12 protein-coding genes and 2 pseudogenes are annotated in these 12162 nt (G+C 43.7%); 8 read left to right on the top strand and 6 right to left on the bottom strand.

Annotation, left to right across the window (positions count from 1 at the left end):
• Positions 1 to 48 precede the first annotated feature (48 nt).
• Together ACZ49W_RS01235 and ACZ49W_RS01240 are read left to right on the top strand one after the other, a co-directional pair.
• Positions 49 to 969, top strand: a complete 921-nt coding sequence (locus ACZ49W_RS01235) for a DivIVA domain-containing protein (RefSeq protein WP_464813531.1) — start codon at positions 49 to 51, stop codon at positions 967 to 969.
• Positions 969 to 1397: a hypothetical protein gene (locus ACZ49W_RS01240; protein ID WP_464813532.1), complete on the top strand. Its 429-nt coding sequence runs from the start codon at positions 969 to 971 to the stop codon at positions 1395 to 1397. Before ACZ49W_RS01235 ends, ACZ49W_RS01240 begins: the two co-directional genes overlap by 1 nt.
• A gap of 48 nt (positions 1398 to 1445) precedes the next feature.
• On the opposite strand, the pseudogene ACZ49W_RS01245 reads toward ACZ49W_RS01240, so the two are convergent.
• The 5 genes and pseudogenes from ACZ49W_RS01245 to ACZ49W_RS01265 form a co-directional block, all read right to left on the bottom strand.
• A pseudogene (locus ACZ49W_RS01245) lies at positions 1446 to 2786 on the bottom strand (IS3 family transposase).
• A gap of 77 nt (positions 2787 to 2863) precedes the next feature.
• Positions 2864 to 3767 (bottom strand): annotated as a pseudogene (locus ACZ49W_RS01250) (magnesium transporter CorA family protein).
• A gap of 8 nt (positions 3768 to 3775) precedes the next feature.
• A complete protein-coding gene (locus ACZ49W_RS01255) occupies positions 3776 to 4039 on the bottom strand; it encodes a hypothetical protein (RefSeq protein ID WP_464813533.1) in 264 nt (87 codons plus the stop codon).
• A 602-nt stretch (positions 4040 to 4641) separates the two neighbouring features.
• Positions 4642 to 6330, bottom strand: a complete 1689-nt coding sequence (gene rnjA, locus ACZ49W_RS01260) for a ribonuclease J1 (protein WP_464813534.1) — start codon at positions 6328 to 6330, stop codon at positions 4642 to 4644.
• Position 6331: 1 nt separating this feature from the next.
• Positions 6332 to 6562, bottom strand: coding sequence for a DNA-dependent RNA polymerase subunit epsilon (locus ACZ49W_RS01265; protein ID WP_464813535.1), 231 nt, complete (start codon positions 6560 to 6562; stop codon positions 6332 to 6334).
• A 158-nt stretch (positions 6563 to 6720) separates the two neighbouring features.
• Here ACZ49W_RS01265 and tsaB point away from each other — a divergent pair, with 158 nt between their 5' ends.
• From tsaB to tsaD, 3 genes are read left to right on the top strand one after another with little or no spacing between them, the layout of a single operon-like run.
• Positions 6721 to 7404, top strand: coding sequence for a tRNA (adenosine(37)-N6)-threonylcarbamoyltransferase complex dimerization subunit type 1 TsaB (gene tsaB / locus ACZ49W_RS01270; protein ID WP_464813536.1), 684 nt, complete (start codon positions 6721 to 6723; stop codon positions 7402 to 7404).
• Positions 7405 to 7406: 2 nt separating this feature from the next.
• On the top strand, positions 7407 to 7805 hold the full coding sequence (rimI, locus tag ACZ49W_RS01275) for a ribosomal protein S18-alanine N-acetyltransferase (protein WP_464813537.1): 399 nt from the start codon (positions 7407 to 7409) through the stop codon (positions 7803 to 7805).
• Positions 7806 to 8816, top strand: a complete 1011-nt coding sequence (gene tsaD, locus ACZ49W_RS01280; protein WP_464813538.1) for a tRNA (adenosine(37)-N6)-threonylcarbamoyltransferase complex transferase subunit TsaD — start codon at positions 7806 to 7808, stop codon at positions 8814 to 8816.
• A 47-nt stretch (positions 8817 to 8863) separates the two neighbouring features.
• Here the strand turns inward: tsaD and aao are convergent, their stop codons facing one another.
• Entirely contained in the window at positions 8864 to 10042 is a 1179-nt protein-coding gene (aao, locus tag ACZ49W_RS01285) for an aminoacetone oxidase (RefSeq protein WP_464813539.1), read from the bottom strand.
• 113 nt (positions 10043 to 10155) lie between these two features.
• Here aao and ACZ49W_RS01290 point away from each other — a divergent pair, with 113 nt between their 5' ends.
• The 3 genes from ACZ49W_RS01290 to ACZ49W_RS01300 all read left to right on the top strand — a co-directional run bounded on the left by ACZ49W_RS01290 (position 10156) and on the right by ACZ49W_RS01300 (position 12155).
• Complete coding sequence (locus ACZ49W_RS01290) at positions 10156 to 10695, top strand: DUF536 domain-containing protein (protein ID WP_464813540.1); 540 nt, start codon at positions 10156 to 10158, stop codon at positions 10693 to 10695.
• A 78-nt stretch (positions 10696 to 10773) separates the two neighbouring features.
• Entirely contained in the window at positions 10774 to 11364 is a 591-nt protein-coding gene (locus ACZ49W_RS01295; protein ID WP_464813542.1) for a 3'-5' exonuclease, read from the top strand.
• A gap of 11 nt (positions 11365 to 11375) precedes the next feature.
• Positions 11376 to 12155, top strand: a complete 780-nt coding sequence (locus tag ACZ49W_RS01300; RefSeq protein WP_464813543.1) for a DUF4931 domain-containing protein — start codon at positions 11376 to 11378, stop codon at positions 12153 to 12155.
• Positions 12156 to 12162: the final 7 nt, after the last annotated feature.

The following is a 12162-nucleotide window of genomic DNA, read 5'->3' on the forward strand; positions in this document are numbered from 1 at the left end:
CGGTTCAAAAAAGAATCGAAATGATAGAAAAAACATTAGGAGAAGACAATGGCACAGTTTAGAAGAAGTTTTTTTGGATATAACGTTAGCGATGTAGAAGCGCGTTTTAGAGAAGTCAATGATAAATTGACCCAATTACAAGCAAAGTATGAAAACGATACGGCAAAATTAGCAGACTTGGAAAAGGAAAATGCCAAGTATGAAGAGCAAATTTTGAATGTCTCTGGTGCTTTGGTGGAAGCCAAACAAACTGCCCAAGCCATCATTGAGAAGGCGCAAAAAGAAGCGCAACACATCGTGGACACAGCGACCAAGGAAATCGCTAAGGCTGAGATGAAAGCAACGGCTATTCTTGAGACAGCTAATATGAAATCAGACAAGGCTTTATCTGTTTTGTATAAGCAGTTGAATGATTTTGAAGCCATCAAAGCAGATATCTTGGAATACGAAGGTCGCATGAAACTTGAAGCTCTTCAAATCATGAACACTTATGTGGAAAGTGTGAAACGTATTGATTTTGATAGCTATCAAAAACCAATTGTGCAGTCTGTTGAGCACATCTTGGACACTGAAAAGGTCAATCTAGATCAAAGTAAAGAAGAAATCAAACGCCGTTTGAATGAAGTGCTTCCTAAAGCTGAAGATGTAGCCGTAGTCGAAGAACCAGTACAAGAAGAAAAGACAGAAGTGGCTGAGCCAGTTGTTCTTGAGCCAGCTCCGGTCGTTGTAGAGGCAGATGTCGTTTCAGAAACTGTTGCAGAACCAGTTGTAGAAGAAGAGCCAGCAGCGAACTTTACCGAAACCTATACAGACGTCTTGGTCGAAGATGTTATCGAAGACAAGACCGAAGAGGAAGAAGCACCTGTCGTTGATTTCGATTTTGAAGAAGAAGAGACAAAAGAAGAACCACAAGAAAAGAAAGAAGAAAACGAAATTCCAATCGTTGACTTTATGGAGGATGATTTTTAATGGATCAAATTAACCAACAGTTCCAAGACTTACTTGGTCAAAAAAATATCAAGTTGAAAATGGTTGAAGAAGAATCACAATGGTCTTATTTTGGTAAAATTCCTTATCAAAAAGACCGTTTGATTGACTTTGTCATCACCTTGTCTAAATCAGATGAGATGGCAGTTGGTCAAATCGTCTTTAACAATTTGGCTTATTGCTTAGATGAAACGAAAAAAGCAGACGTTTTTGGTGCCATCAATGAAGGCAACGTGTCAATGGGGCTCTTCTACTACATGGCGATGGAAAATGACGGACGTATCTTCATGCGTCATGTGACCAATGTCACCACAGATGTGGAACCATTCTTTAGCACTCTTAGAATTGGTAACCGTCTCTTGAAACATTTTATCCCTCAGTTGGACAGTGTTTTAGCGGTTGAAGAATAAAACAAGAAACCTCTCTTTGTACTGACCCCCAAAAGTTGGACATTTTATTTATCTAAAGGATTTAGTTCTGTACCCCACAGGACTAAGTCCTTTTAGTTTTGCTTTGATTCGTTTGTTGTTGTAGTAAAAAATGTAATCTGTGATAGCTTGCTCAAGGTCATCAAGGGATTGATAAGACTTCTCAAATCCATAAAACATTTCAGATTTGAGAATACCAAAGAAGGACTCCATCATCCCATTATCAGGACTATTTCCCTTGCGAGACATAGAGGAACGAATTCCTTTGGTTTTCAAAAAGTGATGATAAGATTGGTGCTGGTATTGCCAGCCTTGATCGCTGTGAAGAATGGTTCCGCTATATGAATTTGCTGGAAAAACCTTCTCAAGCATGGTTTTAATCTGTTTCAAGTCAGGTGAGCGAGACAGGGTAAAATCAATAATCTCACTGTTATAGCCATCAAGAACAGGGGAGAGATAAAGTTTCCCTTCAGGTAAGGCAAACTCCGTCACATCGGTATAGCACTTCTCGTAAGGTTTAGAGCCTTCGAATTGACGTTTAATCAGATTATCAGACTTCTTACCAACCTCACCTTTGTAAGAAGAATACTTGCGCTTACGACGAATACGAGCGGTCAAGCCTAACTCTTTCATCAAGCGCTGAACCTTTTTGTGATTGATGATAACCACGATTTCGTAATTCTAAATGAATCCGACGATAGCCGTAATTACCTTTATGGTCATCATAAATAGATTGTATTTCATCCTTGATAGTTTTCTCCTTATCTGGCTTAGCCAGTCGCTTCACTTGATAGTAATAGGTGAAGCGTGGCAAATCAAGGATTTCGAGTAGCGTCTCTAGGGAAAACTGATTCGTTAATGCTTGAATGATTTCTGTTGCTCTTTGCGCTTTGCTTCGTCCCTCAAGCGGTATTCTCTCAGCTTTTTTAGCACAGCATTCTCCGCTCTAAGGTATTCATTTTCATGTTTTAGTCGTTCTAACTCTGTCATTTGGTCCAAAGTCTTTTTTGGTTTACGTCCCATCTTTGGTGGTCTCCCTCTTGGTTTTTCAAGAATAGTATAACCGTTTTTCTTGTATTTGGCTATCCAATTTGGGAGCATCCCTCGATTTGGCAAGGCATAATCAAGGGAAACTGAGAGTTGAGAGCAACCATGAATCAAGACTTTATCCATTATTTCCTGCTTTAATTCGGGTGAATAATACCGATTTTTACCCTTTTCAACAATCTCAACACCATATTTATCCATGAGTTTAACCATGTACTTGAGATTGGAAGGACAGACTTCATATCGCTGACTGATCTGAGGCCATGATACACCTCTCTTTCTCAACTTGTATATACCTCGTTTATCTTCATAACTTAATTTCATAAGAAAAGCACCCCAATCGTTAGATTTTGTGTCTAACTTTTGGGGTGCAGTTCACTTGCTTGAAAGCAAGGGAGGTTTTACTGTCTATTGGCTGCCCATTTGAGAACTTGAGCCAGAATAATCCAAAGCAATAAACTAAAGAGGATGATGTAAATCCAAGCATTGGGATCCTCGGTCAGAGGAAGGGGAACATTCATGCCGAAAAATCCTGTGATGACAGCGATAACCGCCAGCAAAATAGAAATGATGGTCAGAATGGTCAAGTTGTCATTGAGCTGATTATTCAAAATCGTATTGTAAGAGCTAGAGAGCTTCTCAAGGACTTGAGAGAGGAGTTCCAGCATAGCTACTAGCTGTTTGGCTTCAATCATGGCATCTTCAAATTGTTCTTTTTCAGTGTCATCTAGTGACTTGAAAAAGACATGTTGCTTCATGTGATCAAGGAGCATGGTATTTTGTTTGGCAGCAGCCATGAGATAGATGGTGGATGTTTCGAGCTCTGCCAAAAGTAATAGATGCTGCTTGGTCGTCTTTTGCTTGAGTAACTGGGTCATTTTATTTTTGGTTTGCTCCATGTTTTCCATGAGCGGGTAATAGGCTTGACTAATCAGCTCTAGCCCGACAAAAAGGAGGGTATAAGGAGAGCAATCAGGATTTTCCTTTACATAGTGTGCCATTTGTTGGCTAATATAAGCCGTATTGAGATTGGTAATCGTGATGAGGCGCTCTTTTTGGACAATAAAGGTCATGGGAAAGGTTTCCTTTTCAGAAGCAGGTCACATCAAGAACGTTATAGAGAAAAATCGCCCGTTTTTTAGCTTTGTCGTACATCATGTGAGCACGCTCGTTTTTGTCCAAAGCGTATGCAATGACTTCTTCGTCAATGCCAAAATCTTGATATTGCTCCAAGTGCTGACTGAGCTTATCGGCCTCAAGATTAATCCAAATCGCTTGATTGGAGAGATTGTATTTCAAAGGCAGTCCCCTTTTTATTTTACGAGGTCGAAGAGTTCCTCTTTGTCTAAAATGATCCGGTCTTCTTCTTCAAAATAGAGGGCGGGCATGCCCACATAGCCCTTTTCTTTTGCCACAGCAAAAGCAGGGTGACGATCTCTTAGGAGAACAAAACGTTTGAAATTTTTGAGATTCGCTGTTATTTCAAGCGGCTCATAGTCCAGACCAATCTGCTCCAAAACAGCAACAAAAGGTGCAGTGTCCGGGCATTCGGTTACAAAAAAGAGAATAGGTTTCATCGTAAAATCCTTTCATAAGATACAAAGGGCGTTAAGAACGCACAGCAAAAATAGGAGATTTTTGAAAAAGTCAAAGAACTTTGAGAAAATCTATCTTTTTTGCACAGCGTTCAGCCCGTGTTCAGTTATTTAAGATACAAAGGTGCGGTTCTTGCTTTAGCAAGAAATCTTCCAAAGAAAATTAGGGAACTTGACGAAGAAACCTTAGTTTCTAGGAAAGTGAGTCTATTTTCAAAGGAAGATAGCACCGTGTTCAATTATGATACAAAGCCCGTTAAGCGAACACAGGAAAAATAAGAAAGCTGACGAAGAACGGCTTGCGTTCTAGGAAGGTTGCGCAGTTTTCCACAGTTGGTAGGGCGTGTTTCACTCGCTAGTGATAAAGATCGCTAAGGCTTTTCTTTATTACACGCATCTTGCTATTAGGCAAGATGCTAAGCGACTGACTTGTTTTTCCTCAGTTTATTATCGAAACTTCGGAAAAACGGCGCAACATCAAGATACAAAGTTGCGATTCTACTTTTGGGAGAAAATAGCGATGTGTTTCACCTGTTAGCGATCAAGAGATTTCCAATCAGAAAAAGAGTGGAGGATGGTCCACTCTAGTTTTGCGGTTTATCGGGTGTCAAGACCATCGGAATGATAATGGGTTCTCTTTCCGTCTTTTCATAAAGGAAAGGTCGCAGAGCATTGACGATAGCACCATTGACTGACTGAACGCTAGCTTCCTTATTTTTTAAGGCGATACGAATGGCGTTAAAGAGGATACGCTGACTCTCACGGATAAGGTCACCTGACTCACGCATATAGATAAAGCCGCGGCTGAGGATATCTGGTCCTGCTAGAATCATACGTGACTTAAAGTCCACGGTTGCAACAGCAAGAACGACGCCGTCTTCTGACAAGTCGTGACGGTCACGTAAGACCGCTGCGCCAATATCACCAATTCCGCTACCATCGACATAGATGTCTTGGGCGTTGAATTTACCTGAGATACGAGCCGAATCTTTGGTTAGGGCTAAGACATCACCATTTTCCATGATAAAGATATTTTCTTTAGGCACACCAGTATCGACAGCCAGTCCAGCGTGGACTTTCTGCATGCGGTATTCCCCGTGAACAGGCATGAAGAACTTGGGTTTGATTAAGCGCAACATGAGTTTTTGCTCTTGCTGACCACCGTGTCCAGAGGTATGGATATTATTGACCTTACCGTGGATGACATCAACGCCTGCTTCTTGGATGGTGTTGATGAGCTTGTTGACACTAGTGGTGTTCCCAGGAATAGGACTAGAGGAGAAGATAACGGTATCGCCTGGCTGCAAGCTGACTTGACGGTGGGTCCCGTTAGCGATTCGAGCTAGAGCTGCCATGGACTCTCCTTGGCTTCCTGTACACATGATGAGAATCTCACTGGCATGGTAGTCCTTGATCTCATTTGGCTGGATAAAGGTGCCTTTTGGAACCTTGATATAGCCTAGCTCAATTCCATTTTCAATCGCCTTTTCCATAGAGCGACCAAAAACAGCAATCTTGCGGCCGGTCTTAACAGCTGCTTCGGCAGCTTGTTGTAAACGAAAGATATTGGAAGCAAAGGAGGCAAAGATGATGCGTCCGTGGATGTTTTCAATAATCTTCATGATGGATTGACCGACTACTTTTTCCGAATTGGTAAAGGTTGGCACTTCCGCATTGGTCGAGTCAGATAGGAGAAGAAGGACTCCGTCCTCCCCAAGAGCTGCCATACGGTGGAGGTCAGCTGGCTCACCAACTGGGGTGAAGTCAAACTTAAAGTCACCCGTGCAGACAATCTTGCCTTCTGGCGTGTGAACCACAACTCCAAGAGGTTCTGGAATAGAGTGGGTCGTTCTAAAGAAAGTCACCCGCAAGTGTTTAAAGACGAGCTCAGTATTGTGGTTGATCTCATGGAGTTTGGCTTCCCGAAGAAGCCCGTGTTCCTCTAGTTTTCCTCTAATGAGGGCAAGGGCTAAGGGCCCTGCGTAGATGGGGATATTAGCCTGTTTGAGGAGAAAAGGAATTCCACCGATGTGGTCTTCATGACCATGGGTGATGACCAAGGCCTTGACTTTTTTGATATTCTCCACGATGTAAGAATAATCAGGGATGACATAATCAATGCCTAAGAGGTCATCTTCTGGGAATTTGATTCCAGCATCTACGATGATGATCTCATCCTTGTATTCAATCCCGTAGGTATTTTTTCCAATCTCTCCCAAGCCACCAATCGCGAAAACCCCAACTTCATTTGATTTTAGATTGATAGCTGACATATTATAACTCCGTTAACTGGAAGACTCCAGTTTCTTTTTCGTAGTCGAGCATCTTGTCTGAGAGGCGTTCGATGTACTCAATATTGTAGTTGGTCTTTTCTTCTACTTTTTCTCTAGCGATGATACGCCCTTCGAGTTCGCTTTTGGCATCGATATCAAGGTAGAGCACCTTGGTTTGCTCCCTGCGAGGGCTTCTGTCTTTGTTTTCTTGGTAAAATACTTTATAAATCATAAGTTTCCTTTCTGCATGCTTTTGTAATTGATGGTGGAGCTTGGCTAAGAGTCTTTTGACTGTTTTTTAAGCAAATCTCTCACTTGACTTTGATTCGTTGCAATTATTTTCATTATATCATAAAATAAGAAGTAGAATCAAGTAAGGGAATGTGAAAGATGAAAGTTTTAGCCTTTGATACATCAAGCAGAGCCTTGTCTGTCGCCATTTTAGAAGACGAGTGCCTTCTAGGGGAAACCCTTTTAACCGTGAAGCAAAACCACAGTGTTAGCCTCATGCCAACCATCGATTTTTTGATGCAGCAGGTGGGACTTGCACCCAGCGATTTGGACCGCATTGTCGTGGCAGAAGGGCCAGGTTCTTATACTGGGCTTCGCATGGCAGTTGCTACCGCTAAAACCCTAGCCTATACCTTGGGGATTGACTTAGTTGGGGTGTCCAGTCTGTTAGCTCTTTGTCAAGAGGGGGAAAAGGGTGTCCAGATTCCAGTGATTGACGCCAGACGAAAGCACGTCTATGCTGGGATTTATGAGGATGGAACAGCTCTTGTTCCAGACGCTTATCGCAGTCTAGACGAGGTGCTAGATCTGGCTGAGGGCTACCCACAAGTGACCTTTGTGGGCGAAGTCGCAGCATTTAAAGAAGAGATTGAGGCACGTTTGCCGCAGGCCAAGGTTCTTTCTAGCCTACCGTCTGCTAGCTTTTTAGGGCGAGTTGGTTTACATCTGGAACCGACTAATGTTCATGCCTTTTTACCACGCTATCTCAAGAAAGTTGAAGCCGAGGAAAATTGGCTCAAGGAACATGAAGAAAGCTCTCATGACTATATTAAGAGGGTCTAAGAATGACGCCAGTAGAAGCTATTTTTACCCTTTTGGAAGCGGTTTATGGCCGGTCTCCTTGGACCAAAGAGCAGATTCGTCAAGATAAGGGCCAGTATCATTTGGCTTATGATGAGGGGGAGCTGGTCGGTCTTTTGGTGCTGGAGGATCTTTCAGGAGAGTGGGAAGTCACCCAACTAGCGGTTCACCCTGCCTATCAAAGACGAGGGATTGCAAGGCGTTTGTTGTCGGAACATTTGAAAGAAGAAACCGTTTTTTTAGAAGTTAGAGCCTCAAACCAGCCTGCGCAAAAGCTCTATACTTCTCTAGGCTTTGAAATCGTCGGCAAACGCCTCAACTACTATCATAACCCCATCGAAGATGCGCTTCTTTTGACTTATCAACCAGAAAGGAAGAAATAAATGACGGATGAAGTGATTTTGGCCATCGAGTCCTCTTGTGATGAAACCAGTGTGGCCATCTTAAAAAATAATCAATTACTCAGCAATATTATCGCCAGTCAAGTGGAGAGTCACAAGCGGTTTGGCGGGGTCGTACCAGAAGTGGCCAGTCGTCACCATGTTGAGGTTATCACCCTTTGTATTGAGGATGCCCTGCGTGAAGCAGGGGTGACTCCAAAAGATTTATCCGCTGTTGCGGTGACCTATGGGCCAGGTCTTGTGGGGGCGCTGTTGGTTGGGCTTGCTGCTGCTAAGGCCTTTGCTTGGGCTAATCACTTGCCTCTTCTTGCTATCAACCACATGGCAGGTCACTTGATGGCGGCGCGTGAGGTCAAGCCTTTGACCTATCCCCTCCTTGCCCTTTTAGCTAGCGGGGGGCATACCGAATTGGTCTATGTGAAAAAAGAGGGGGACTACCATATTGTGGGTGAAACCAGAGATGATGCGGTAGGTGAAGCCTACGATAAGGTTGGTCGTGTCATGGGCTTGTCTTACCCAGCTGGAAAGGAAATCGATGAGCTGGCTCATCAAGGAGTGGATCGCTTTGATTTCCCAAGAGCCATGATCAAAGAAGATCATTTGGATTTTTCATTTTCTGGTCTCAAGTCTGCTTTTATCAATACCTACCACAACGCTGAACAAAGAGGAGAAGCCTTGTCTGTTCCTGATTTGTGTGCTTCCTTTCAAGCAGCTGTCCTTGATGTTTTGATTGCCAAGACCAAGAAAGCCTTGGAGCGCTATCCGGTGAAAACGCTGGTCGTAGCAGGTGGAGTGGCTGCCAATAAGGGATTGCGTGAACGTTTAGCTGCTGAAATTTCAGATGTTGACGTGATTTTGCCGCCCTTGCGCCTTTGTGGTGACAATGCTGGCATGATTGCCTATGCTGCCCACGTCGCCCTCAAGGAAGGACAAACAGCTGACCTCAGCCTCAATGCCAAACCCAGTCTGGCGTTTGAGGGTTTGGGGGACTAGACTAGAGGAAAACCAAAAGAGGTCATTTGTGACCTCTTTTGTGCTGTCTATCCGTATAAAATCTGACTTCCTGCCACCCAACCGGTGCAGAGGGCTGCGGTGATATTAAAGCCACCTGTATGGGCATTGATATCCATGACCTCCCCTGCAAAGTAAAGGCCTGGGATTTTCTTGCTCTCAAGGGTTTTAGGGTTGATTTCTTTTAAATCTACACCGCCTTTGGTAACAAAGGATTTGGCGAGGGACATCTTGCCAGTGATGAGGATGGGAAGGCTCTTTATCTTTTTTACCAGCTCTTCTTTTTCCTTTTGACTGAGCTGTTTGCCTTTTTCTGGGAAGTCACTGGCTAAAAACTCAGCGACTCGTTCAGGCAGGAGCATTTTGAGGATATTTTTGACTGCTTTTTCGCGTTCTTGTTCCAGCAATGCTAAGAGTTCTTCCTTGCTGATTGTGGGGAGAAAGTCTAGAAGTAAGGTTTCACCGCCACTGACAAAGGTGGATAGACGAAGCGCAGCCGGTCCAGAAAGCCCAAAATGGGTAAAGAGCAGGTCATGGGTAATCTGGTGCTTGCCGTAGCTCAGAGTCACCTCATCTAGGGAAATGCCTTGCAGTCGCTTATGAGGAAAGTCTGTTAATAGTGGGCTTTCTGCGGGTTCTAGGTCGGTCACATGCAGCTTGAAGTGGCGAGCGATGTCATGCCCAAAACCAGTCGACCCTGTTGAGGGATAGGTCTTGCCACCTGTTGTGACCACGACTTGCCTGCTGGTGTAGGTGTGTTCGCTAGTTTTGACCAAAAAGGTTTCTCCCTCTTTTTTGACAGAGACCACTTCGGTCTGGGTTTTGATCTGCCCACCTAGTTCTGTAATCTTATGGCTCAAGCAGTCAATAATGGTCCTTGACTTATCCGTCACGGGAAACATACGTCCGTGGTCTTCGACCTTGAGCGGGCAGCCGTTGTCCTCAAAAAAGGCGATAATATCGTGGTTGTCAAACTGGGAAAAAACGCTGTATAAAAAGCGGCCATTGCCAGGAATGCCTTCAAGCAAATCCTCAAGTGTCCCGTTATTGGTCACGTTGCAGCGCCCACCGCCTGTTCCGGCTAATTTTTTGCCGAGTCGCTTATTTTTTTCAAGCAAGAGGGTCTTTTTGCCATAAAAGCAAGACGCAATCGTAGCCATCATGCCACTAGGCCCTCCGCCGATTATAATGGTATCAAAATCTATCATAGCCTTATTGTAACACAAAGACAAGGACTTGGCTATTAACTTGGAATCATTGACATAAAAGGCTTGGTGTGGTAGTATAAAAGGGAAGTAATCTGAAAAAAAGAGGCAATAAAATGGGAGTAGCAAAAACGGTTAGTGAGTTGGCCGAGATCCTTGGGGTCAGCCGTCAGGCGGTCAATAATCGCGTCAAAAACCTTCCAGAAGAAGATATTGAAAAAAATGAAAAAGGGGTCACAGTCGTCACAAGAACTGGCCTTGAAAAACTAGAAAAGATTTATCATAAGACCATCCTTGAAGAGGAAGAAACATCAGACAACCAGAACAATCAAGAGGTTTTGGAGCTTCTTCTAGCGGAAAAAAATGAAGAAATCAAGCGCCTTTATGAACAGCTAAGAGCTAAGGATGGTCAGATTGAGCGAAAAGATGAGCAGATTCGCATCAAGGATGTGCAAATCGCTGAAAAAGATAAGCAACTAGACCAGCAACAACAACTCACCGCCAAAGCCATGGCAGATAAGGAAACCTTGAAATTAGAGTTGAATGAAGCAAAGGATGCTGTGGCTGAGATTCAAGCCAAAGTCGAAGCAGAGGTCGAAGCCAAGGTCAAAGAAGCGCAGCAAAAAGGCTTTTTTGCACGGTTATTTGGTCGCTAAACTCTTTTTGGATGTTGAATGGTGTTAGCCCCTCAACTTTCAAAGAGAGTTTTTATGTTTTAGGAGAGGACAGTCACGATGAAAAAAGAAGAACAGTATGTGGCTTTTGATTTAGAATTTAACACGGTAGATGGGGTTTCCCACCTCATCCAGTTATCTGCTGTTCGCTTTAGCGATGGGGTGGAAGTAGAGCAGTTTGACTCTTATGTTTACACCGATGTGCCCTTGCAGAGTTTTATCAATGGCCTAACAGGCATTACCAAGGAAAAGGTTGCTCACGCGCCTCAAAAAGAGGAGGTCTTGGCTGATTTTGCAGCCTTTGTGGGTGAAAGCCCACTCATTGGTTACAACGCAGCAAAAAGCGACCTTCCTATCCTAAAGGACAATGGTCTGGATTTGTATGCGCAGTACGCTATTGATGTTTATGAGGAGGCTAAGGAGCGTCGTAGCACGGATCTCAACGGCATTGTCAATCTTAGGCTCCAAACGGTGGCAGAAACGCTTGGCATCAAAGGGAAAGGTCATGATAGTTTAGAAGATGCCAGAATGACGGCGCGTGTCTATGAAGCCTTTAAGGAGTTTGACCGCAACAAGGATTTGTTAAAGGAGCAAGAAAGTAGCACTAATAATCCTTTTGCAGCCCTTGGATTAGAAGGATTATTTGACTAGAGGAAAACCACATGCGAGAGCCACTTGTGTTTAAGATTGCTATTGCCAAGCATAAACCGACCAATCAAGACCGTTGCCCTTTTTGTCATCGTGAGGAGCTGGGGGCTATCCTAGATGAGACGGCGGATTTTATGTTTTTGGAAAATAAATACCCCACCCTAGAGGATACCTATCAGACGTTGATCATCGAGTCAAAAGAGCATTTGGGCGATATGCCGACCTACTCTTATGCTTATAACCGAGCGCTCTTTGCCTATACTTGGTCTTGTTATCAAGGGCTAGTGGGAACAGGGCGTTATCAAAGTGTCATCTGGTTTAAAAATTTTGGTCCCTTATCTGGTGGGAGCCTGCGCCATCCTCACATGCAGCTGGTTGGTTTGGAAAAAGAAGAGGCTTATACGGATTTGACAGACCGTCATTTTGAGGGGTTGACCTTCTTAGAAACATCGACAGATACCGCCCTTATCACCTTATCCAGCCATCCCTTGGTGGGCTTTGCCGAGTTTAATGTTCAGATTGAGCGTCTAGACCAGCTAGATTTGCTGGCAGATGGGGTCAAGGAAGTCATTGATTTTATCATGAATCAGTATCTGGGTGGCATTTGTGAGTCTTACAATCTCTTTTTCTATCCAAGAGGAGAAGGTCTGATTTGTAAGGTTGTCCCGCGTTTTATTGTCTCGCCTTATTTCATGGGCTATGGTCTGACGCAAGTGCATGACCAAACCACCCAAGAAGCGGTCAAGCAAGACTTTTTGACCTACCGAGAAGAGATTAGAAAAAATGCGTTTTAAATGAATT

The sequence above is a fragment of the Streptococcus sp. STR1/CE/0325 genome (assembly GCF_055386095.1).